At 66.2% G+C, this 22,686-nt stretch carries 22 protein-coding genes; 8 read left to right on the forward strand and 14 right to left on the reverse strand.

Translation table 11 applies throughout. The features are described from left to right. Window positions 1-18: 18 nt before the first annotated feature. From CUREI_RS03875 to CUREI_RS03890, 4 genes are all read left to right on the forward strand, one after another. Window positions 19-903: an SDR family oxidoreductase gene (locus CUREI_RS03875; protein ID WP_038610654.1), complete on the forward strand. Its 885-nt coding sequence runs from the start codon at window positions 19-21 to the stop codon at window positions 901-903. A gap of 61 nt (window positions 904-964) precedes the next feature. Next, on the forward strand, window positions 965-2,242 hold the full coding sequence (locus tag CUREI_RS03880) for an adenosylmethionine--8-amino-7-oxononanoate transaminase (protein WP_038610657.1): 1,278 nt from the start codon (window positions 965-967) through the stop codon (window positions 2,240-2,242). Beyond that, window positions 2,239-2,922, forward strand: coding sequence for a dethiobiotin synthase (bioD, locus tag CUREI_RS03885; RefSeq protein ID WP_038610660.1), 684 nt, complete (start codon window positions 2,239-2,241; stop codon window positions 2,920-2,922). The genes CUREI_RS03880 and bioD overlap by 4 nt, the downstream gene beginning before the upstream one ends. Beyond that, the gene (locus CUREI_RS03890; protein ID WP_038610663.1) at window positions 2,919-3,797 is read left to right on the forward strand and encodes a patatin-like phospholipase family protein; all 879 of its coding nucleotides are present in this window, start codon (window positions 2,919-2,921) and stop codon (window positions 3,795-3,797) included. The genes bioD and CUREI_RS03890 overlap by 4 nt, the downstream gene beginning before the upstream one ends. Here the strand turns inward: CUREI_RS03890 and CUREI_RS03895 are convergent. Next, window positions 3,794-5,434, reverse strand: coding sequence for a peptide chain release factor 3 (locus CUREI_RS03895; protein WP_038610676.1), 1,641 nt, complete (start codon window positions 5,432-5,434; stop codon window positions 3,794-3,796). The two genes, CUREI_RS03890 and CUREI_RS03895, sit on opposite strands and share 4 nt — an antisense overlap. A gap of 47 nt (window positions 5,435-5,481) precedes the next feature. Between CUREI_RS03895 and CUREI_RS03900 the strand changes: the two genes are divergently transcribed. After that, a complete protein-coding gene (locus tag CUREI_RS03900; protein ID WP_038610679.1) occupies window positions 5,482-6,021 on the forward strand; it encodes an NADPH-dependent FMN reductase in 540 nt (179 codons plus the stop codon). Here CUREI_RS03900 and pth (CUREI_RS03905) read toward each other — a convergent pair. Further along, window positions 6,018-6,596 carry an aminoacyl-tRNA hydrolase gene (pth, locus tag CUREI_RS03905; protein ID WP_144242410.1) on the reverse strand — a complete coding sequence of 193 codons (579 nt, stop codon included), beginning with the start codon at window positions 6,594-6,596 and terminating at the stop codon, window positions 6,018-6,020. The genes CUREI_RS03900 and pth (CUREI_RS03905) overlap by 4 nt on opposite strands. Between pth (CUREI_RS03905) and CUREI_RS03910 the strand changes: the two genes are divergently transcribed. Beyond that, entirely contained in the window at window positions 6,595-7,485 is an 891-nt protein-coding gene (locus CUREI_RS03910) for an NAD(P)H-dependent flavin oxidoreductase (protein ID WP_038613908.1), read from the forward strand. The genes pth (CUREI_RS03905) and CUREI_RS03910 overlap by 2 nt on opposite strands. A gap of 12 nt (window positions 7,486-7,497) precedes the next feature. Here CUREI_RS03910 and CUREI_RS03915 read toward each other — a convergent pair whose 3' ends face one another. The 10 genes from CUREI_RS03915 to CUREI_RS03960 all read right to left on the reverse strand — a co-directional run bounded on the left by CUREI_RS03915 (window position 7,498) and on the right by CUREI_RS03960 (window position 17,574). Next, window positions 7,498-8,292, reverse strand: a complete 795-nt coding sequence (locus CUREI_RS03915) for a fumarylacetoacetate hydrolase family protein (protein WP_038610682.1) — start codon at window positions 8,290-8,292, stop codon at window positions 7,498-7,500. Window positions 8,293-8,297: 5 nt separating this feature from the next. After that, window positions 8,298-8,870, reverse strand: coding sequence for an aminoacyl-tRNA hydrolase (gene pth / locus CUREI_RS03920; RefSeq protein WP_038610685.1), 573 nt, complete (start codon window positions 8,868-8,870; stop codon window positions 8,298-8,300). A 52-nt stretch (window positions 8,871-8,922) separates the two neighbouring features. After that, a complete protein-coding gene (locus tag CUREI_RS03925; RefSeq protein WP_038610687.1) occupies window positions 8,923-9,594 on the reverse strand; it encodes a 50S ribosomal protein L25/general stress protein Ctc in 672 nt (223 codons plus the stop codon). Between the two features lie 132 nt (window positions 9,595-9,726). Next, entirely contained in the window at window positions 9,727-11,064 is a 1,338-nt protein-coding gene (locus tag CUREI_RS03930; protein ID WP_038610690.1) for an MFS transporter, read from the reverse strand. After that, entirely contained in the window at window positions 11,054-12,067 is a 1,014-nt protein-coding gene (gene hisC / locus CUREI_RS03935; RefSeq protein ID WP_038610693.1) for a histidinol-phosphate transaminase, read from the reverse strand. The genes CUREI_RS03930 and hisC overlap by 11 nt, the downstream gene beginning before the upstream one ends. Next, window positions 12,064-13,404 carry an amino acid permease gene (locus tag CUREI_RS03940; RefSeq protein ID WP_038610696.1) on the reverse strand — a complete coding sequence of 447 codons (1,341 nt, stop codon included), beginning with the start codon at window positions 13,402-13,404 and terminating at the stop codon, window positions 12,064-12,066. Before CUREI_RS03940 ends, hisC begins: the two co-directional genes overlap by 4 nt. Before the next feature lies 1 nt (window position 13,405). Further along, complete coding sequence (locus tag CUREI_RS03945; RefSeq protein WP_051952189.1) at window positions 13,406-13,852, reverse strand: hotdog fold thioesterase; 447 nt, start codon at window positions 13,850-13,852, stop codon at window positions 13,406-13,408. Between the two features lie 23 nt (window positions 13,853-13,875). Beyond that, window positions 13,876-14,853: a ribose-phosphate diphosphokinase gene (locus tag CUREI_RS03950; RefSeq protein WP_038610699.1), complete on the reverse strand. Its 978-nt coding sequence runs from the start codon at window positions 14,851-14,853 to the stop codon at window positions 13,876-13,878. A 3-nt stretch (window positions 14,854-14,856) separates the two neighbouring features. Next, window positions 14,857-16,308 carry a bifunctional UDP-N-acetylglucosamine diphosphorylase/glucosamine-1-phosphate N-acetyltransferase GlmU gene (gene glmU, locus CUREI_RS03955; RefSeq protein ID WP_038610702.1) on the reverse strand — a complete coding sequence of 484 codons (1,452 nt, stop codon included), beginning with the start codon at window positions 16,306-16,308 and terminating at the stop codon, window positions 14,857-14,859. Between the two features lie 48 nt (window positions 16,309-16,356). Beyond that, entirely contained in the window at window positions 16,357-17,574 is a 1,218-nt protein-coding gene (locus tag CUREI_RS03960) for an MFS transporter (protein WP_038610705.1), read from the reverse strand. A 56-nt stretch (window positions 17,575-17,630) separates the two neighbouring features. On the opposite strand from CUREI_RS03960, the gene CUREI_RS03965 reads away from it, so the two are divergent. Beyond that, entirely contained in the window at window positions 17,631-19,115 is a 1,485-nt protein-coding gene (locus CUREI_RS03965) for a multicopper oxidase family protein (RefSeq protein WP_084768156.1), read from the forward strand. A gap of 42 nt (window positions 19,116-19,157) precedes the next feature. Here CUREI_RS03965 and CUREI_RS03970 read toward each other — a convergent pair whose 3' ends face one another. Continuing rightward, the gene (locus tag CUREI_RS03970; RefSeq protein ID WP_038610711.1) at window positions 19,158-20,954 is read right to left on the reverse strand and encodes a hypothetical protein; all 1,797 of its coding nucleotides are present in this window, start codon (window positions 20,952-20,954) and stop codon (window positions 19,158-19,160) included. Window positions 20,955-21,194: 240 nt separating this feature from the next. After that, window positions 21,195-21,839: a DUF3558 family protein gene (locus CUREI_RS03975; protein WP_084768158.1), complete on the reverse strand. Its 645-nt coding sequence runs from the start codon at window positions 21,837-21,839 to the stop codon at window positions 21,195-21,197. A gap of 169 nt (window positions 21,840-22,008) precedes the next feature. Between CUREI_RS03975 and CUREI_RS03980 the strand changes: the two genes are divergently transcribed. Continuing rightward, window positions 22,009-22,683, forward strand: a complete 675-nt coding sequence (locus tag CUREI_RS03980; protein WP_051952190.1) for a TetR/AcrR family transcriptional regulator — start codon at window positions 22,009-22,011, stop codon at window positions 22,681-22,683. The last annotated feature ends 3 nt before the right edge of the window (window positions 22,684-22,686 follow it).

A 22,686-nucleotide genomic window follows, 5' to 3' on the forward strand; every position in this document is an offset into this window, starting at 1 on the left:
GGCCGGTAGGGTGGCGCCATGGCACTTATCGATCCCCGCACAAAGTACCCCTCCGATTTCCCCTCCGAGCCGCGCCAGGACAACCCCGGCCTTGAAACCAAGATGGCAACCGCGCCCGATCTGGGCCAAGACTCCTACGTCGGCTCCGGCAAGCTCGAGGGCCGTCGCGCCCTGATCACCGGCGGCGACTCCGGCATTGGCGCCGCCACCGCCATCGCGTTTGCCCGCGAGGGCGCGGACGTGGCCATCGCCTACCTGCCGGAAGAGCAGGAAGACGCAGACCGCATTGTGAAGCTCATCGAGGACGCGGGCCGCAAGGCCGTCGCCATTCCCGGCGACCTGAAAGAGCTGGACAACTGTGTGGCCGCGGTAGAAAAGACCGTCGAGGGCCTCGGCGGCATCGACCTCCTGGTCAACAACGCTTCGCGCCAGGTGTGGAACGACGGGTTGCTCAACGTCTCCGACGAGGACTTCGACGCAACTATGAGGACCAACCTGTACTCCGCGTTCCGCGTGACCAAAGAGGCGGTCAAGCACATGGAGCCGGGTTCCTCCATCATTTTCACTACCTCCGTCCAGGCATACAGCCCGTCGAAGGAGCTGCTGGATTACGCGATGACCAAGGCCGCCTTCAACAACCTTGCCAAGGGCCTCTCGGGCGAGCTGCTGGCGTCCAAGGGCATCCGCGTCAACGCCGTCGCACCGGGCCCGATCTGGACCGTGATCCAGCCGGCGGAGGGCCAGCCGGAAGAGGTCGTGGACAACTTCGCGCAGGATTCCGACATCGGACGTCCGGGCCAGCCTGCGGAGCTCGCCGGCGCGTACGTCTTCCTCGCCTCGGAGGCCGCCTCCTACATCTCCGGCGAGACGCTCGCAGTCACCGGTGGGGCGCTGACGCCGTAGCGGTTGAACACTGTTCAAAAACGGCTATGAACAGTGACGGGCGGTGCTAGGGTCCTCTCCCATGGACCCTAGCGAAATCGCCGCAATCGACGCCGCCCACATCTGGCACCCATACGCGGAGCCGGGGCAGTTCACGTACCCCGTCGAAAGCGCGTCCGGCCCGCGCATCACGCTCCACGACGGCCGCGTGCTCATCGACGCGATGTCGTCCTGGTGGTCCGCCATCCACGGCCACCGCAACCCGCGCCTCGTCGCGGCGGCTGAAGCGCAGCTGGCGAAAATGAGCCACGTCATGTTTGGCGGCCTCACCCACCAACCAGCAGCGCTGCTGACCAAGCGGCTGCTCGACATCACCGGCGGCGCATTCAGCCAGGTGTTCTACTCCGACTCCGGATCCGTGTCGGTGGAGGTGGCGATGAAGATGGCGCTGCAGTACGCCATCGGGCAGGGCCATCCCGAGCGCACCACATTTCTTACCTGGCGCTCCGGCTACCACGGCGACACGTTCGCCACCATGAGCGTGTGCGACCCGGAGGGCGGGATGCACGCCATGTGGGGTGACGCCCTCAAACCCCAGGTATTCGCGCCGGCGCCGCCCGTGCGCGGCGCCTCCGAAGCGCAGCGCTCGGCCTACCTGGAGCAGTTCGCCTCGCTGATCACAGTCGACATCGCCGGGGTCATCATCGAACCCGTCGTCCAAGGCGCGGGCGGCATGCGCTTCCACGACCCCGAACTCGTGCAAGGACTGCGCCAGCTTTGCGACGCCTCCGGTATCCCGCTCATCGCCGACGAGATCGCCACCGGCTTCGGCCGCTCCGGCGACCTGTTCACGACCCTGGACAACGGCGTGGTGCCCGACATCATGTGCGTGGGCAAGGCCATGACCGGCGGGTTCATGACACTGGCTGCGACCCTGGCCACCGAAAAGATTGCGTCCGGCATGGCGCCGAAAGCGCTCATGCATGGCCCGACGTTCATGGCCAACCCCTTGGCGTGCGCGGTGGCGGCGGAATCCGTCGCCATGGTGGCCGAGGGGCAGTGGCACGAACAGGTGGCCAGGATCGAAGCCGGGCTTGAGCAAGGCCTGCGCCCGCTGGCTAACACGCCGGGCGTGGCAGATGTCCGCGTCCTCGGGGCCATCGGCGTGGTGGAGATGGAAGACGACGTGCCGATGCGCGAGACCACTGAGGCGGCGATGGCGCAGGGCGTGTGGGTCCGCCCATTCGGACGGCTCATCTACACCATGCCCCCGTACGTCTGCACCGATGACGAGGTGGCGCAGATTTGCCGGGGCATCACACAGGCGGCGTACACCGCAGCGAAGGAGAACGGGAAATGATTATCGCGATTACTGGCACCAATACGGATGTGGGCAAGACCGTCGCCACTGCAGCCATCGCGAGCGTTTTGCAGCGCCGCGGCATCGACGTCGTGGCGGCGAAACCCATTCAGACCGGCGAGGCGCCTGGGCAGGGCGATGCGTCAGCCGTCGCCAAGCTGGCAGGTGTGCGCACGCTTGAGCGGTGGCGTTACCCGGAGCCACTCGCGCCGAACTTGGCGGCGCGGCGGGCGGGGATTGCGACACCGCCGCTTGCGGAGGTCGCGGAGTGGGTGCGCAGCCTCGACGCACCCGGCCGTGTCGTGCTGGTGGAGGGCGCCGGCGGATTGCTTGTCCGTCTGGCGGACGACTACACGCTCGTGGACATCGCTAAGGCCGTCGACGCCCCGCTGGTGGTCGTGACCTCCCTCGGCCTGGGCAGCCTGAACCTCGCAGAGCTGACGTGCGTGCAGACGCGCGCGGCGGGGCTGGAAGTGCTGGGGCTCATCGGCGGCAGCATGCCGGACGACCCGGATCTGCCCACGCGCCTGAACGTGGCGGAGCTGCCAGAAGTCACCGGAGCGGAGTACTTCGGCCACCTGCCCGACGGGTGCGGCAAACTTGGCACCGAGGCATTCGCGGAGGTTGCGTGGGAGGCTATCGGGGAGGCAGTGGCCGCGCGCGTAGGCTCGCGGGCATGATTGACGCCCGCGACACCGCCCTCATTTTCGAAGGCGGAGGCACCCGTAACTCGTACACCGCCCCCGTGGTGGAAAAGCTCATCGCTGAGGACGTGCAATTCGGCTGGGTCGGCGGCATTTCCGCCGGCTCGGTCCACGCGCTGAACTTCGCCTCCCGCGACACGTGGCGCTCTGAAAACGCGTTCACGGAGTTCGTGGGCAACCCCAAATTCGGCGGCTGGCGCTCCGTCGTGCGGGGCAAGGGCCTGATCAACGGCGAGTGGGCGTACGAGCAATCCGAGGACGTCCTGCCGTTCGACTTCGACGCGTTTTCGCGGACCACCGAGGAGGTCCACGTTGAGGCGGTGCGCGCCGACACGGGGGAGACGGTGGCGTTTAACCGCGAGGACCTGCGCACCCTGAACGACGTGGCTCTAGCCGCCCGAACGTCGTCGACGCTGCCGATCCTGATGAAAATGCGAGAGATCGACGGTGTGCCCTACGTCGACGGTGCGCTCGGCACCTCGGGCGGTCTGCTTATCGACGCCGCTCGCGCCGCCGGCTACACCCGTTTCCTCGCGGTGCTCACCCGCCCGCGTGATTACGTTAAGGGGCCGCAAAAGCGCGAGCGCGCCGTGCGCCGCATCCTGCGCAGCACCCCGAAGGTCGCCGACGCCATGGTGGCCCGGCCAGGCATCTACAACGCTGCGAAGCAGTCGCTTATCGACGAAGCTGACGCCGGCAACGCGTACATTTTCTTCCCCGAAGCGATGGGGGTCGAATCCACCGAGCTCGACGCGGAGAAGCTGCGGGCCAACTACGCGGCCGGGCAGGAGCAGATCGAGCGCGAGTGGCCCGCCATGCGCGAGTTCCTCACCCGCGACAGGGGGCGCTAGTCCGCGATCAGCGGCTCGATGGTCAGCTCCGGGTGCTCCTTCTCCACAAACGCGAGCTTCCACTTATCGCCGAAGAGCGCGATGAGCTCGCCGTCCGTGCGGGTGAAAATCTCCACGCCGCGCTGCCGCCCCAGCTCGGGGGCGGACTCGGCGTCGGTGCGCCGCGCCACGGAATAGGGGATGGGCTCCGTGACGGTCTCCACGTTGTACTCGTTTTCCATGCGGGCCTGCATGACCTCGAACTGCATGGGGCCCACCGCCGCCATGACGGGGGCGGCGTCGCCGCGCAGGTCGTTGCGCAGAACCTGCACGACGCCTTCGGCATCGAGCTGATCCAGCGCCTTGCGGAACTGCTTGTACTTGCCCAGGGACTTCGCGCGCAGCGTGCGGAAGTGCTCCGGGGCGAATTGCGGCATGGGCGGGAACTGGACCTTCTTGCCGGCGTAGATCGTGTCGCCCGGGGCGAGCGCGCCAGCGTTGACGAGACCGATGATGTCGCCTGGGAACGCGGTGTCCACCGTGTCGCGGCTGCGGCCGAAGACCGTCAGCGCGTACTTGGTGGAGAAGCTGCGTCCAGACTGCGCGTGCGTGACCTGCATGCCGCGGTCGAACTCGCCGGAGACCACGCGCATGAACGCAAGCGTGTCCCGGTGGTTCTTGTCCATGCCGGCCTGCACTTTGAACACCACGCCGGAGAAGTCGTCGCCCACCTCGCGCTGCTCGTCCATCGCGGCCGTGGACGCCTCGACGGCCTTCGGGTCGGAGGTGCGGCCTTCCGGCGCCGGGGCGATGGCGCACAGCGTGTCCAGGATCTGGTGCACGCCGAAGTTCAGCATCGCGGAGGCGAAGATGATCGGGGAGGTGACGCACTGCTCGAAGAGCTGCTGGTCGTGCACCGCGCCGTCTTCAAGCAGAAGCTCAGCTTCCTCCACCGCGGTGTTCCACACGTCGCCCTCCTTCGCCGCTGCTTCGGCCACCGTGTAGTGCTCCTCGGGCGCGATGGTGGAGCCGCCGGCAGTGCGCGTGAAATGGACGTAGCCGTCGATGGAGCCGGCGGCATCGACATGGGCGAGGCCCCGGAAGTCGCCCGCTTCGCCCACCGGCCAGTACAGGGGCGTGGGTTGGAGGTCGATCTCGGTGACAATCTCGTCCACAAGCTCGAGCGGCTCGCGGCCCACGCGGTCCCACTTGTTAATCACGGTGACAATGGGCAGCCCGCGCGCCTTGCACACGCGGAAGAGTTTCAGGGTTTGGGGCTCGAGGCCCTTGGCTGCGTCGATAAGCATGACGGCCGCGTCGACGGCGGAGAGCACGCGGTAGGTGTCCTCCGAGAAGTCCGCGTGGCCGGGCGTGTCCACCAAGTTGATCACGTACGGCTCACCCTCGAACCCGTCCGGCGCGTACTCGAACTGCAGGGCGGAAGAGGCGACGGAGATGCCGCGCTCCTTTTCCATTTCCATCCAGTCCGAGACCGTGGCCTTGCGATTGCCCTTGCCGTGCACCGCGCCGGCCTCCGAGATCACGTGCGCGTGCAGCGCGAGCGCCTCCGTGATGGTCGACTTACCGGCGTCCGGGTGGGCGATGACGGCGAATGTGCGGCGGCGCGCGGCCTCAGAAACGGTGCTCGAAGGGCTCATGGGCAGCTAGCTTATCGACGCACCTTCGGCCAAGTACAGTCGTGTCTATGACAACAATCGGAGTATTTCTTGGATCGGTACGACGCGGCCGCATCGGCGAGCAGGTGGCCAACTGGGTGATGGATGCCGCGGGCGAGCGCGACGCCGAGTACCGCCTGCTGGACCTGGCGGAATTCGACGTGCCCCACTTGGTGGCGGAGGTCGTGCCGGGCGCGGCCAACAAACAGTACGACGACCCGGCGGTGACCCGCTGGTCCGAGGCTGTGGACGCGCGCGACGGCTACGTCTTTGTCACTGCCGAGTACAACCACTCTGTGCCGGGGACGATGAAGAACGCCTTCGACTCCCTGTTCGGGGAGTGGGCGGGCAAGCCCGTGGCCTTTGTCAGCTACGGCGCGGACGGCGGCGTGCGCGCGGTGGAGCACTGGCGCCAGATCGTGGGCAACCTGTCCATGACAGACATCCGCAACCAGGTTGCCCTGAACATTTACGGCGAGGACGCCGAGGGCGCGGATCTCGCCCCGCGCGAGCACAAGCAGGCCGCACTCGTGCGCGCGCTCAGCGATCTCGAGGACGCAACTGCCTAACGCGCGTGGATCGCGTTCTGCGCCTTCTGCAGCCCCTCTGAGGTGAGCAGGCGCACTGCGTCCACCGCATCCCCTGTGGCGGCCGCCCGCACCTCTTCGCCTGCGGGGCCGAGCACCCAATCGGGCACCGCCACGCCACTGGGCGGGCGCCCGATGCCCACGCGCACGCGGAGGTAGTCACGGGTGCCCAGGTGCTCGGTGATGGACTTCAACCCGTTGTGGCCGTTCTCGTTGCCGCTGAACTTCAGGCGCACGGTTCCGGCGGGAAGGTCCAGCTCGTCGTGGATGACAATCACCCGCTCCGGGGCCACGCCGAACTGCGCCGTCAGGGGGCCGACGGCCTCGCCGGTGGTGTTCATGTACGTGGTGGACCGGGCGTAGGCGACACCGTCGCGTACCTGCGCCAGCGCCTTGACCCCGGGCACCGGAGCGAGGTTGCCAGCGAGCTGAGCCAGCGCCATGTAGCCCACGTTATGCCTGGTACCGGCGTATTTATCCCCGGGGTTGCCCAGTCCCACAACGAGCCAATCCGCGTCCAGCGGTGGCGGGGGTGTGCGCCTGAAGAATCCGAGCATGACGCATACTCTAGCCATGGAGTTTCCCAGTGTGATCGCAGCACCCATGGCGGGCGGGCCGTCCACGCCCGCGCTGGTCAACGCCGTGACGTTCGGGTTCATCGCGCTCGGCACCTGCACCGTCGAGCAGGCCCGGGCCTGGCTTAACGCGTGCGAGCCCCCGTTCGGCGCAAATCTTTTTGTGCCTCAGCCAGCTCCCGCACCTGCGGACGTCCGTTCGGTGGCCCGCCGCCTCGGCCAGCCGGCCCCCGCAGTGCGGTCCAACTACGCGGAGAAGTTCGCGCTCGTCCTCGACGCCGCCCCCGCCGTCGTCTCCTCTACGTTCGGATGTTTCACGCGCAGCGAGATCGCGCAGTTGCACGCGGTCGGCTCGGAGGCGTGGGCAACGGTGACCAGCCCCGCCGAGATCGCAGAAGCCGCGCGCCGGGGCGTCGACGGCATGATCGTCCAGGGCCCGAGAGCCGGCGGCCACCGTGCCACTTGGAGCCAGCACGACGACCCCGCGCAAGACTCGCTTGAAGCGCTGCTCACACTTGTCGACGGACCTGTCATTGCGGCAGGAGGGGTGCGCGGGCCGGAGGACGTGGCAAGGGCAGGCGTGCCTGTCGCGTGCGGCACCGCGTTCCTGCTTGCAGACGAAGCCGGCACGAGCCCGCGCAACCGCGAGCTGCTTCGGTCAGACGCGCCGGCAGTGGTGACGCGGGCGTTCTCAGGGCGGTGGGCGAGCGGGGTGGAAACCGCGTTTACGCGAGCCCACCCGGACCTCCCGCCGACGTACCCATACCTGCGCCCGATGACCAGCACCAACGACTACTGCCTCGTCGGCGCAGACCGCGGCGAGCTCCTCACCGCGCCGGCAGGGGAGATCGAACGGATGCTCACCGGCTAGCGGCGTGCTGGCCTAGTACACGCGCATGGTGTTCTCGATGGCGCCAAGGCCCTCGATTTCCACCCGCACCGTGTCGCCGTCGCGCAAGTACCGCTTCGGGTCGCGCGCGTGGCCCACGCCGGCCGGCGTGCCGGTGGCTATGACGTCGCCCGGCTCAAGCGGGTAGAGGTGCGAAATGAACTCCACCAGCTTGGCGGGCGTGAACACGAGGTCGTCGGTGGGGGCGTGCTGCATCACCTCACCGTTGAGCGTGGTGGTGATGGCTGGCCCCGGCTGCCACTCGGTGTCCAGCCACGGCCCGAACCCTGCCGTCTTCTCCAGCGACTTGCCCTGGTGCCACTGCTTCGTGCGGTTTTGGTACTCGCGCTGGGAGCAATCGTTGATCACGCTGTAGCCCGCGATGTGCTTCGCCCCGTCAGTGGCGTGGCGTGCGCGGGATCCAATGATGACCGCCAGCTCGCCTTCGAAGTCGAGGGCGTCGGCGTTGAAGTCGGGCACCTCGGCGACGTCGTGAGCACCGATGAGTGCCTCGGGGAACTTGATGAACAAGGTGGGCACGTCCGGCTGCTCGTGGCCCATCTCCGCGATGTGCTTGGCGTAGTTCAGGCCCACGCAAATGATCTTCCCCGGGCGCGGGATGACCGGGGCGAGATCTGCCGGGGCGAAGGTAAACTCCTCGCCTTCCTCGTACGCCCCGGTGCGCAGAACCGCGCCGACGTCGTTGGCGCCGAGGGCGACCGCCCGCCCGTCGCCGACAATGCGGGCTGCGGTGGTGGTGTCACCGGTTCTGATTGTTGCGAGTTTCATGCGGGTTAGCCTATCGCGCGCATGATCTCGTCTGCCGCGTCCGCGGCGGCGATGGCGAGGTCGACCTGCTCTTTCGCGCTGAATGGTTTGAGCACGTAATCTGCGGGCGCCATGCGGCCGGGCGGGCGACCGATGCCGACCGCGACCTTGTTGTACGGCTTGCCGCCGAGGGATTTGGTGATGGATTTCAGGCCGTTGTGCCCGTGGTCGCCGCCGCCGAGGCGCAGCTTCACCTCGCCGAGCTCCAAGTCCAGCTCGTCGTGGACCACGTACAGGTCTTCTGGCTTCACGCTGAAATAGTCCATCAGCGCTTTCACCGGGCCGCCCGAGACGTTCATGAAGGACCGGGTGCGGGCGAGGACCGTATGGTCGTCGGCAAGCAAGCGCCCCTTCGCCAGCTCCGCGATCTCCGTGTTGGTGCGCTTGTGCACGGCCAGCTGTGCCGGCATCGGCGTGGCGCGCCCGAGCAGCTCCTCAACGACGAACACACCGGCGTTGTGCCGCGTGCCGGCGTACTGCGGGCCCGGATTGCCCAGGCCGACGATCAAGATAGTCACGCGGACGAGGATAACCGGCATAAAACAACGGCCACAGGTGAGGCACCTGTGGCCGTTGGGAGAGGCGGGGGATTTACTGGTTTGCGCCTTCGTCGCCCTCGCCGCCGTCGGCGATCTCGACGGTTTCGTCGGCGTCAGCGCCAGCCTCAGCGCCGCCCTCTTCGGCTTCTGCGGCGGCAGCCTCGAGCTCTTCGTCGACCTCCTGGTAGGTGACGTTGACCAGCAGGGTCTCCGGGTCGGAGATGAGCTCCGCGCCGGCCGGCAGCTGGAGGTCGGACGCGTACAGCGTGTCGCCGATCTCCTTGCCCTCGATGGAGATGGTCAGCTCGTCCGGGATGGACAGGGCGTCGATTTCGATCTCCACCACGTCGGCCTCCTGCAGCACCACTGCATCCGGCGCAGCCTCGCCCTCGGTGACAACCGGAACCTCGACGGTGACCTTCTCGCCGCGCTTGATGCCGAACAGATCGATGTGGTCGATGTCCAGGGTGAGCACGTTCTGGTCGACGTGCTTGACCATGGCCAGCAGCTTCTCGCCGTCGAGCTCGAGCTCGACGATGGCGTTGGTGCCGTCGTTGCGCACGACTGCGGTCATCTCGATGCGGTCCACGGCGAAGTGGACGTTGTCGATGCCCTTTTCGTACAGAACGCCCGGGATTTTGCCGTCGCGGCGCAGGCGGCGTGCGGAGCCCTTGCCGAACTCCTCGCGGCGCTCGCCCTTGATGACGGTGGGGGTAATAGCCATGATGTACTCCTTCTTCGTGGAAGGGCCACAGGCCTCGCCTGCGACCACTGAACGGGTATGTGCTCGTCGAGTGATCGCAAAAGGATCTTCATCGCGTCGATAACGGCCCCACGTGGGCCCTCGCCGAGACTGCTACAGGGTAGCAGGGCGGTCCTGCCACACAAAATGCCCGCTCGCCTGGAGCGCTTCATGTTCGTGGCCAAGCGGGATGCCGCGCCGGTCGCGCACCAGGAGCGAGACGACGAGCCCGGTTAGCGTCGCCGCCATCAAGTACGCCGTGATCGCCGCCGTGCCGCCCGTTGCCTCGCGCAGCGCCGCCGCGATAGTGGGGGCGAACGCGCCGCCGAGGATCGCGCCCAGCGCGTACGAGATGGAGGCCCCGGAAGCGCGCACAGAAGCGGGGAAGAGCTCGGCGTAGAACGCACCGATCTCGCCGTACGTCAACCCTAGGCCGACGGTGAGGAAGATCAGCGCCGCGGTAATTGTCGCCACCGAGCCGGTGTTAACCAGCGGGAACAGCGCGGCCACGCCGGCGGCCTGCACGATAAAGCCGATGACGAGCGTCCGCCTGCGCCCGATGTAGTCCGACACCCAGCCGGCGAACGCGGTGGTGCAAAGCCAGACCGCGGCCGAAGCCGTGACGGCCCAAAGGATGTCGCCGCGCTCCACCGCGAGCCCGTCTGGGTCGGTGACGTAGTTCTGGATGTAGCCGCCCGTGGTCATGTACCCGACCGTGCCGTTAGCGGCGAAGATCAATGCGGCGGCGACGACCACACCGGCGTGGCGCTTGAACAGCGAGCCGACGGGGTTGTGGGCCCCGACTTCGCGCATCTCTTCCACCACGGGGGATTCGTCAACGCCGGTACGGATCCACCATCCAAGCAGCGTCAGGCCGATGGAAAGAAGAAACGGCACGCGCCAGCCCCACTGCATGAACGCATCTCCGGGAGCGATGACGGTCATCAGCGCCAACACGCCGGACGATAAGAGCAGACCCGCCGGCACGCCGACCTGCGGGCCCGCGCCGTAGAGACCGCGCTTATCTGACGGCGCGTGCTCCACCGCCAGCAGCACCGCGGAGCCCCACTCGCCGCCGGCGGACGTGCCCTGCAGAATGCGCAGGACCACCAGCGCGGCGGGCGCGAACCACCCCGCGGTCTCATACGTGGGCAGCAGGCCGATCAGCGCCGTCGCGGTGCCCATGGTGAACAGCGTGACCATGAGCACGCCGCGGCGCCCCAGCCGGTCGCCGAAGTGGCCCGCCAACACCGCGCCCAGCGGTCGAAATAAGAAGGACAGTCCCACGGTGAGGAAGCTGGCGATGGTCGCTGCTGCCGGACCAAGCGGGCCGAACATCACTTTGTTGAAGACCAGGCCGGCGACCGCGGCGTAGAGGAAGTAGTCGTACCACTCAACTGCGGTGCCGATAGTTGTAGCCGCGATGACGCGGCGCCGTTCATTACGCACGATTCCATGCCTCCAATAGCACGTCGGTTTCTTTTGAGTTGGTCACTGTCATGCGGATTCCCTCGGGGAACACCCGCACAAGTATGCCTTCAGCGGCGAGGCGGTCCGCGAGCGCTTGGCCCGCGCCGGGCAGCCACACGAAGTTCGCCTGTGACGGGGCGAGTTCGAGCTTCTCGACGACACGTTCCCGCTCCGCCACGGTGCTGTCGATCCGCGCACGCAGCTCATCGGTCGCCGCGAGCGACGCGAGCGCCGCCACCTGCCCGATCGAACTGACAGAAAACGGCACCGCGACCTTGTTCAGGGCCTCGATGACGGTCCGCGGGCCGAAGGCGTAGCCGACGCGCACCCCGGCGAGACCGTACGCCTTGGAGAAGGTGCGCAGTCCCACAACGTTGGGGTAACGGGTGATTGCCTCGGTGGCCACGGGTGTGTCGGCGGCCCGGTTGTACTCGAAGTAGGCCTCGTCCAGCGCAACCACGACGTCTGTCGGCACTGCGTCCATGAAGGCGGCGAACTCGGCGTCGGTGACGGTCGTGCCGGTGGGGTTGTTCGGGTTGCACACGAAGATGAGCCTCGTGCGGTCGTTTACCGCGGCGGCGAGCGCGGGCAGGTCCACGCGGTGGTCATCGGTCAGCGGGACCGGCACCGGGGTGGCCCCGGCGATCTGGGCGAAGATCGGATAGGCCTCGAAGCTGCGCCAAGGAAAGACCACCTCGTCGCCGGGCCCCGCGACCGCGGTGACCAGCTGCTGGCACAGGGCGGACGAGCCGGTGCCCACCGCAACTTGCTCCGCAGCAACGCCGAGATGCTCGGCGAGCGCCGCGCGCAGCTGCACCGCGCCCATGTCCGGGTAGCGGTTGACGCCACCGAGCGCCGCCCGCATCGCCTCGATCACGCTCGGCAGCGGTTCCTCGGCGCTCTCGTTGGAAGACAGCTTGATAGCGCGCTCGTCGCGCACGCCCGGGACGTACGCGGGCAGCGAATCAAGGTCGGGGCGGATCATGCGTGGCGGCTCCTTGGGGTGGTCAGCGAAATCAGGCCCAGCACGATAATCCAGCCGGTCAGCGTGGCAAGGCCCAGACGGTATTCAGGCAGAATACCCATCAGCACGAGCACGGTGGCGAAGAAGGCGATGCACACCCAGTTGGCCACAGGGTAGAACGGCGCGGGGAACGTCTCGCTCGTTTCGTGTTTGCGGAAGTTCAGGTGGGAGATGCAAATGCCCGCCCACGTGATCAACTCGGTGCCCACAATGATGGCCAAAAGGGCCGCGAAGATTTTCCCTTCGAAGAAATAGTTCAGGATGACCACGATGCCCATAAGCGCTGCGTCGAACAGCAGCGCCCTCGTGGGAAGCCCCTTCGCGCTGGTCGCGGCGAAGGCCCGTGGTGCTTGGCCGTTGCGGGCCAGGTCGCGCAGCATCCGCGCGCCGGAATACGTCATGGTGTTGAGCACGGAGAACACCGCCACCACGATCACGACGTTGAGGGCCGTGGCGGCGGGGCCGAAGCCCACGCCGGTGAGTACGCGGATGAACGGGCTTACGTTACTCTCCTGTTCGTTCCACGGCGCAAGCAGCACAATCGTGCCGATGCCGCCCAGGTAGAACACGAGGATGCGCCACACCACCGACTTCACCGCGCGCGGAATAGCAGTAGTCGGGTTGTCCGCCTCACCCGCCGCGGTGCCCACGGACATGATGCCGCCGAAGGTAAACGTCACCGCTACCAGCGCGAAGAGTACGCCGGTCACGCCGTTGGGCATGAACCCCCCGTGCTCGGTGATGTTGGCCAGCCCGATGGCCGGTTCGGGCCCAATGCCCACGACAAGTACAAACCCGAGCACGATCATGAGCACCAGCGCGACCACCTTGACCAGGGACAACCAGTACTCCGTTTCCGCGAACACCCGCACGTTCAGCAGGTTCAGCCCCACCACCAATAGCAGCGTAATCAGCGCGGTGAGCCAATGCGGCAGGCCCGGGAACCAGTAATCCATGAACGTGCCCATCGCGGTCAGCTCCAGCATGCCCACCACGACGGTGGTAAACCACCAGTTCCAGCCGGTGATGAAGCCGGCGGCGGGTGAGATGTACTCGCGAGAGTAGGCCGCAAACGAGCCGGATACTGGGTGCTCGACGGCCATCTCCCCGAGCATGCGCATGAGGAGGTACACGATCGCGCCGACGATGGCGAAGGAGATCAGCACCGCCGGCCCGGCGTACTGGATCGAGCCCGCGGAGCCCAAAAACAGGCCCGTGCCTATCGACGAGCCGAAGGCAATCATCATTAACTGGCGGCTTTTCACGCCCCGCTTGAGGCCCTGGTCTGTAAGGCTCACGTTATTTTCCTGTCGGGGGTCGGGAGGTGATGCGGGACATGCCGCGGTACTCGGCGATCACGGTATCGCCGTCGTACAGCGTGACGTCGGACAAGCCGTTGCGGCCCCACGTGTGGCGCTCCCGCGCCACCCCGCGGATGGTGCGGCCAATCTTCGCCGGAGCGAGGTACACCATCTCCGACTGGGCCGTGACCGTCGGGTCCGTGCGCCTGGAGTTTGCCGCCCCGCCGAACAACGCGTCAGCGAAGGTGAACAGGATGCCGCCCTGGCACACGCCGAACCCGTTGGCGTGGCGCGGCTCCACAGTGAACTCGCCCTCTGCCAGGCCCGGCTCGAGGCGCGTGATGGTGGCGCCTAGGAACTCCAGGGTGGCGTCGTTGTCGTACATGGCCTTCGTGTGCTCCAGGTCGGGGGTGAAGTCCACCGACGGCGCGTAGCGGTTGTACATGTAAATCCTTCCGGCCTGGCGGCCTAGGCCTGGCCCTCGAAGAGGGTGGTCACAGAGCCGTTTTCGAAGATTTCGTGGATGGTCTTGGCCAGCAGCGGCGCGATGGATAGCACCGTCAGGTTGTTCCAGCCCTCGGTGTCCTGCGGCAGGGTGTCGGTGGTGATGATCTCCTCCGCACCGCAGTCGTTGAGGCGCTCGCGGGCCGGGTCGGAGAACACGCCGTGGGTGCAGGCAATGACGACGGACTTCGCGCCGGCCTCCTTCAGCACCCCGACGGCGCCGGCGATGGTGCCGCCGGTGTCGATCATGTCGTCGAGCAGGACGCAATCCTTGCCCTGGACGTCGCCGACGACGCGGTTAGACACGACCTTGTTCGCCGCATCGATGTCACGGGTCTTGTGCACGAACGCCATGGGCGCGTCGCCGAGCATGTTGGCCCACTTTTCCGCCGTCTTCACGCGTCCGGCGTCCGGAGAGACCACGACGAGGTTGTCCATGGAGTACCGGGACTTGATGTAGTCCACCAGAATCGGCATGGCGTGCATGTGGTCCACCGGGCCGTCGAAGAAGCCCTGGATCTGGTCGGTGTGCAGGTCGACGGACACGATGCGGTCGGCCCCGGCCGCGGTGAGCAGGTCCGCGATCAGGCGGGCGGAAATCGGCTCGCGGCCGCGGTGCTTCTTGTCCTGGCGGGCATAGGGGTAAAACGGCAGGATCGCCGTGATGCGCTTGGCGGAGCCGCGCTTGAGCGCGTCGATCATAATGAGCTGCTCCATCAGCCACTTGTTCAGCGGCTGGGCGTGGGACTGCATGACAAAGCAGTCAGCGCCGCGGACGGATTCTTCGAAGCGGATGAAGATTTCGCCGTTGGCAAAGTCGCGCGCGGTCGTGGGCACGAGCTCGATGCCGAGCTCCTTGGCCACGGCTTCTGCCAGCTGCGGGTGAGCGCGGCCGGTGAAGACCTTGAGGTCCTTATGATTTTCGGTGGTGTAACCAGTCATGAATTAACCCTCTCGCTTCGCGTTCTTCGCGGCTTTCGCTGCCTCGGCCGCGTCGGTGCCCGGGCGGCGGTTTTCCACCCAGCCTTCAATGTTGCGCTGGCGGCCCTCCTTGATGGCGAGCGCCCCCGGCGGCACATCTTCGGTGACTACAGTACCCGCGCCCGTGTAGGCGCCATCACCGATGGTCACCGGCGCGACAAACATGGTGTCGGAGCCGGTACGGCAGTAGTCGCCGATGGTGGTGTGGTGCTTGTTGATGCCGTCGTAGTTGGCAAACACGGAGCTCGCGCCGATGTTGGAGTGCTTGCCCACCGTGGCGTCGCCAATGTAGGTCAGGTGCGGCACCTTAGAGCCCTCGCCGATTGTGGCGTTCTTCGCCTCCACAAAGCCGCCGAGCTTGCCGCTGGCGCCCAGCTCCGTGCCAGGGCGGATGTAGGTGAACGGCCCGACGGTCGCGTCTTCGCCGATGACGCCGAGCTCACCCTGAGTCCGCACGACGGTGGCGCGGGCACCGACCTCCATGTCGGTCAGGGTCGTGTCGGGGCCGATTTCGGCGCCGTCGCCGATAACGGTGGAGCCCCACAGCTGGGTGTTGGGGTGGATGACCACGTCCCGGCCGATTTCCACCTCCACGCCGATCCAGGTGGTGGCGGGGTCAATCACGGTCGCGCCGTTGCGCATCGCCTTCTCGACGAGCCTCCGGTTGAGCTCCTTGCCGGCCTCCGCCAGCTGCACCCGGTCGTTCACGCCTGCCAGCTCGCGGGCGTCCGGGGCGGTCAGCGCGGTGACCCGGAGGCCGTCGCCCCGCGCGATGCCCAGCACGTCGGTGATGTAGAACTCGCCCTGGGCGTTGTCGGGGGTCACGCGCTCGAGCGCGTCACGCAGCACCGCGCCGTCGAACGCGAATACGCCGGAGTTGACCTCGCGCACCTTGCGCTGCTCGTCCGTGGCGTCCTTTTCTTCCACGATGGCAACCACGTCGCCCGCCTCGCCCCGGATGATGCGGCCGTAGCCGGTGGGGTTGTCAAACTCGAGCGAGAGCACCGTCACCGCCGCGCGCTCCGCCTCGTGCTTGTCCACGAGCGCCTGCAGCGTGTCGGGCGTGAGCAGCGGCACGTCGCCGTTGGTCACCACCACCGTTCCCTCAAAGTCGGGGATGGCGGACAGGCCTACCTGCACCGCATGCCCCGTGCCGTTCTGCTCCTCCTGGACAGCCTGGCGGATTTCCACCTGCATCTGTTCGGCGATCCGCTCTACCGCGGGTGCGACCTGGTCGCGCTGGTGGCCGACCACGGCAACAAGGTGCTCGGGGTGTACGCCGGCGGCGGCGTGGAGCGAGTGGGACAGCAGGCTGCGACCGCCGATCTCGTGCAGCGTCTTCTGGCGGTCGGACTTCATGCGGGTTCCTGCACCGGCCGCGAGCACGACAACGGCACGTTCGGAGTGGTTAGGCACTCGAAAGCTCCTTGGAAATTGCGGATTTGTCGGCCACAAGCATAACGGTTAGGCGGAGGCGGAAGAGACTTCTTTCAGGTTCCGCGCGCCAACGACGCCGGCGTAACCCACCACGGCCAGGAAGAGCAGCGCGGCCTGGGGGCCGAGCACTGAAATGGCCGAGGAAATCGCACCGACAACAAGAAGCACCACGCCCATCACCGTGTTGGACGCGCCGGTGATCATCGTGCGCTTATCGCCGTCCGCCATGTCCACCAGGTATGTCTTGCGGCTCACGCGTACGGCCGTGTGCGCGAGGTTGACCAGGAAAAATCCGAGCGGCATGACCCACGCGTTGACGCCTCTGGGCGCCATCCGGGCGCTGAGCACGAGCAGCACGATCACTGTGGAAGCCACCCCAGCAGCCCACGCCATCGTGTTTTTGGACGACTTATCGGACAACCTGCCCGAAATCCTTCCCCCCAGCAGCGAGGCGCCGCCGGAGGCGATGATGAACGCGCCGAGGCCGGTGAGGTCCGCGCCCTCGTCGCCGGCCAGGACAACGATGAACGGGGTGGACAGCGCGGTCACCAGCATGAGCGAGCGCACAAGCAGGAACCGCTGCAGATCCCGGTCGCCTTTCACCAGCGCCCACATGTCGCCGGCGCTTTGCCCGCTTGTGTCCTCCGGTTCGGCCTCGGGCTCGTCGATGCCTGCGAAGACTAACGATGCCAGCGCCCACGTTGACGCGCCTCCCGCGAGCAGCGCGGCAATCGCCCACTGCGGCAGTTCGTTGGGCAGGAAGGTGAGTATCAAACCGATTGCGAGGGTGAACCCGCCGGCGAGGGCGGTGGCGCGGCCGGTGATGTCCCCGCGACGGCCCTTCGAAATGGTGCGACCCTGCACATCCTTGCCCGCCAGAGAACACAGCGAGCGGAACAGCGCATGCGCGGCGAGGAGCACGATGATTGCGGCGCCGAGCGGAACGCCGTCAAGAAGCAGAGCGCTGACCGCGATCAGCATCGCGGCGAGCGCCTGCCCCCATGAACCGATGAGCCACACCCGTTTGCGGGATCGTTGCGAGGTCACCCACGGGCTGAGGAACGCCTGGGGGAGCATTGAGCCGGACTCGCGGATGGGGACGAGGAACGAGGTGAGTACCGCCGGGACCCCGGCCGCGTTGAACAGCCACGGCAGCACCGTTTTCGGCGCCACGATCTGGTCGCCGATGTTTTGCAAACCGTTGGACCAGATGAACCGGCGGGCGTTCGCTTCCTCGTTACGCATACCTGCGGATAGTAGGATCATTGTGGCAAATCGGCGAACCTGGAGGCGAAATGAGGATGAGCAGGCGAACGTTTTTCAAAGGCGCTGTCGTGGCTACAGCGATGGCGGCCACGGCTTCGGGGGCGGCCGCGTGCTCGGACCAGCCGACGCCGCGCGGGGCGGACGCTGACGCGCGCCCGCTGCGCATCCCGCCGCTGTACGAGGGCACGCTCGACGGCAATGTTCGCAGCTTCGAACTCGCCGCCCAAGAGGGCGAGTTTGAGATGGTCCCCGGCACCATGACCAAGACCTGGGGTTTCAACGGTCCGTACCAGGGACCGACGCTGTTCATGCGGCGCGGCGAGCGCATCGACATGACAGTGCGTAACGAGCTCCCGGAGGCGACGGTGGTGCACTGGCACGGCCTGCACCTGCCTGCATCCGCCGATGGGGGACCTGCACTGATGTTCCCGCCGGGGGAATCGTGGTCGCCGTCTTGGACCGTGGACCAGCCAGCCGCAACCTGTTGGTACCACCCGCACCCGCGCGGGAAATCCGCGGTGCACGCCTACCGCGGGCTCGCCGGGGCCATTGTGCTTGACGACGACGATTCCGCCTTCCCCGGCCTGCCCAATGATTACGGCGTGGACGACATCCCCGTCATCATCACCGACGCGAACTTCACCGAAGACGGCCAGCTGGACGCCGAACACGGCTGGGTCGGCGACACCGTGCTAGTCAACGGCATGACGAAGACCCGCTTCGAGGCCACCACGCGCCGCCTGCGCCTGCGCGTGCTCAACGGTGCAACGATGCGCTTCCACCACCTGTCCCTGGGGGTGCCGTTCCACATCGTCGCCACCGATCAGGGGTTCTTGGATGCCCCAGTGAAAGTCGACGGCGTGCTGCTTAGCCCCGGCGAGCGCGTGGAGATCGTGGTCGACCTCAAACCCGGCAAGGACCTCAAGCTGCGAAGCGACGGGGTGCCGAACCTCGGCGGCTTGCCGGATAAGGACACCGCGCAGATGTTCGGCCTGACCGACAAATTCGATTTGCTCGAGATCGCCGCACCGCCCGAGGATGCGCCCGCCTACCCGGCCCTGCCCGGCGCGCTCGTGCCGGTGGATGCGCCGAGCCCCGACACCGTCACCATCGAGCGCGAGTTCCGCATGAAGAACATGGAAATCAACGGCAAGACGATGGACATGCTCCGCGTGGACGAGGTGGTGGACCACAACGGCCCGGAAATCTGGCACGTGTCCAACGACAACGAGGACATGATGCACAACTTCCATATCCACGACGCGCGGTTTGCCGTCGTCGGGGTGGACAACGGGGAACTGGAGTTCACCTCGGGCTGGCACGACACCATTACGGTGCCTCCGCTCGCCACAGTGAGCCTGCTCGTAGAAATCGGCTACTACCCGGACCCGACGCTGCCGTACATGTACCACTGCCACATGCTCAACCACGAGGACCAGGGCATGATGGGCCAGTTCGTGGTGGTTGAGCCCGGCCAACAGCCGGATCTTGCCAAGCCCAGCCCCTACGCCATGCACTAGCTGCACCCGGCACCGCTCGCCGGGTTCGGCTTTGGGGTTGGTTTAGCCTTTCACGTTGTGGCCGATGATGGAGGGCAGCAGCAGTGGGGCATCGCCCAGCAGCGCTTTCAGATTCCCGTCTCGCTCGACCGCACTGGTGACAGTGCGGACCTTTGCGCTGTTTTTCTCCCGGCTGCGGCTGTGATTGCTCGCTGCACCCGCTGGGCCGGCAGCTACCGCAGCGCCCCGCCCGCCCTGGTTGTGCTGGGTAGCGCCGCCGCCGGAGCCGGCGGCGGCGTATGTGTTGTTTGTGTTGTAAGCGCCCGGCCCGGCACCGGGGCTACCCGCGCCAGTAGCGGCGCCGCTGCCGAAGCTACCAGCACCGGTGCCCATACCCGTCCCGCCGCCGGTGCCGAGACTAGCGCCTGGGCCGAAACCGGGGCGTAGGCCGGTGCTTGCTGCCCCGGCGGACATTCCTGACCCGAGTAGCGCACCTGCGCGCTGGCCACCTGGGCTCCCTGGTGCTCCGGTTGCCCCGACGCGCGCGTTGCTCATCGGCGCCCCTGCGCCGCCATTGCCGCTGGTCCCGCGGCCTGCTTGCCCGGCCGCGGCGAGACCGTTAAGCGCCCCGGCACCAACCCGGGTACCACCACCGGTGTTTAAGCCGTGCCGTGGGGCTGTGCCCGCGTTCCGCGCCCTGGAATTGATGCTTGCGCCACCGGCTCCTCCCGCGGCCGCGGTTCGGGTGCCGCCAGCGCCGCCGAGGCTAGTGGCTGCGGCCGCGCCGGGCATACCGGTGCCACCCGCCGACTGGCCAAATCCACCAATAGTCGCGGGCGTCAACGGGTTAGTGGGGGTGGCGGTGCCGCCCGTCACGACACCGCCTGCCGCCGCGGGGTTCGGTGGTGGTGCGAGGACTGCAGTCGCCGCGTGTGTGGGCGCAGAGCCAGCCGCGATGCGTTCAAACGTCTCCGGCGTTGGACGGCCGTACTGCTGGATGACCTCGGCCGGGGACGTTGCGTGAGCCAAATCGCTTAACCCACGGCTAGTCAACGTCTCGCGCAAGCCCTGCGGCAACGTTGTCGGCGTGTAAGACGGTGCGGCCGGAGCAGCGACGTCGGTGCTGGCGTAGGGGAGCGTAGGCAGATTGCCAGCCTCTGGCAGGAGGCGGTTGAACGCCGGGATTGCCGGGCGTAGCCCCTCCGTCATACGGCCAGAATAAGAACGCAGATACTCCGACTCGATCTGCTGCTTCATCTCGGGGGTTTCGGCCGCCAGATACGCCGCGGTCGCTGCCGAAGCGAGGATGCTTTCAGCGTCTGCCGCCATACCGAGTGCCTCGGTGTGGGTGGCGAGGGAGCGGGAGTTCGCCACATATTCCAATCCAGCGTTTTGAATCTGGGTGACCTTTTTCATCGCCTCCGCGATCCAGACCGTCTCGGCGGATGAGCTCAGCGAGTGGTGCACACCATTGAGCTCATCCATCGCATCCTCGATGAGCTTGGCGTTGGAATTCCAGAAGTCCGACGCGGAGTACGCCAGAGATGTGTTGGTGCCGACCAGCTTGGACTCAGCGGACAACAGCGACGACTCAGACGCTGAAGCAACTGCGGAATTATCGAACGTATTCGTCTTCGGGTCTGCGGGCCCGAGCTGCTGAAACCCCTTTGCGTACAACGACGTAAGCGCAGCTGCATGGACTGGCAGGGGCGAGAGTACCGAACCCAATAGCCCGGAGAACGATTCGTCGGTTTGCATCGTGTTCGTTAGAGCGAGCCACAGGCTGTCGGCAGTCTGCTTCAGATACAGCGCGATCGCCTGGTTAGCTTCCGGGGCGCGCTCGTCGCCGATTGGGCTCAAGCGACCACCCGCTTCGTCCAAGCCACTGGCGCGGGAGAAGGAATAAAGTGATCTCAAGCTTTCGGCTCGAAATCCTCGCGACAACCGATTGGAAACCTCTCGCAGCTGCTCTACGGCACGCAATACGGCATCAGAATCAAGTGATAGTTGCATGTGACCCCCAAAAGTTGTTTCTCTGGGATCAACGCTATCTGAGGTGGCACGTCGCGCAAAGGGTTTGTCTACTTAAATGAACAAGACTCACTTTGAGTGCGTCAAGTAAAGAGATTCGAGATTCCTAACTGCGACGCCACAGGTGCGGTCTTGATTGTCATAACCATCCCATCCTGCTACCTGGGAAACGATCCCGCCCCTTTTGGTGTCTAGCTGCGCGTAGCAACTTGTGCTGACGCCGCTTTCGGGCCCGAAAACGAAGATTTCCGGAACCCTTTCCGAGCGGTATCGGTCTAGCAAAACGGTTTCGGATTGAATAAGTCCCCGGTTCGCGTTGTTATTGCTAAATCCTTCACTTGGAACGCCTTCGTTCTTTATTACGTCGCAAACGCTCAGCCCCTTCGCCAGCCCCGCATACTCCTCCGGCAGCGGCTCCACGTTGTCAAAGCCGGCGGCCGCGAACTCCTCGGGGGAGATTTCGGTGCACGGGTCGAAGATGTTGTCGCCGAGGGTGTAGGGGTCGAAGTCGCCGATCTCCAAGACGCCGCTCTTGAAGTGGAACGCGGCGGGGGCGTGAGCAGCGTCGGAAGGCGAGCTGCTGGAGGGGGCGGGGGCTGAATCGTTTTGGTTTGGGGCTGGGGTGGGGGCCGAAGGTTCGTCGATAGGCGGGGGCGTAGCACCGCACCCCGCCAACAAGCCGCACGACAAAAGCCAGGCAATGTGGCGTTTCATCTACCCCTCCAATGAAAAAGCTTCCCCACCAGGACTCGAACCTAGAATGACGGTACCAAAAACCGTAGTGTTGCCGATTACACCATGGGGAATAGCAACGATGATTGTAGACCAGACTCGTCTGCTGCCAAAGACGGGGTGTCCGGGGAGAGGCTCTAAGCTAGGTCGCATGGCTCGAACGCGGATGACAGCACCCCAGCGCAGGGACCAACTGGTCGGAGTGGGGCGCCAGGCGTTCGCGGAGCGCGGTTTCGACGGCGTGAGCATGGAAGAGATCGCTGCCCGCGCTGGTGTGTCTAAGCCGGTGGTGTACGAGCACTTTGGCAGCAAAGAGGGGCTCTACCAGGAAGTTGTGCATCGCGAGATGGCGCGCCTGGAGGAGACGATTACCTCATCCATCCAGACCGGTCGCTGGCGTGAACGAATCGAACGCGGCGTGCTGGCGCTTCTGACGTACGTGGAGGAGGACACGGACGGGTTTGTCATCCTCGCTCACGGCCAGTTGCCGGGGGAGGGGCGGACGTATTCGACCATCCTCAACAGGGTCACGGCGGAGGTGTCCCACCTATTGGTGGAGGCGTTCAAGCACCGCGGGCTCGACGAGGCGATGGCGGGGCTGTACGGTCAGGCGCTTGTCGGTACCGTCTCCAACTCCGCGCTGTGGTGGTTAGACGAGCGCATTCCGGACAAACACACTGTGGCAGCGCACATCTCCAACCTGTGCTGGAACGGGTTGCGGGGGATGGAAGCGCAGCCGCGGGTGTACACAGGCGATGCCGCGGAGCAGGAAGAAGATGCGGCGGTGACTGCTGCGGATGCAACCGTCGAGGAAAAGGAAGCGTAAAGG

The organism is Corynebacterium ureicelerivorans (genome assembly GCF_000747315.1).
GTDB classification, from domain to species: Bacteria; Actinomycetota; Actinomycetes; order Mycobacteriales; family Mycobacteriaceae; genus Corynebacterium; species Corynebacterium mucifaciens.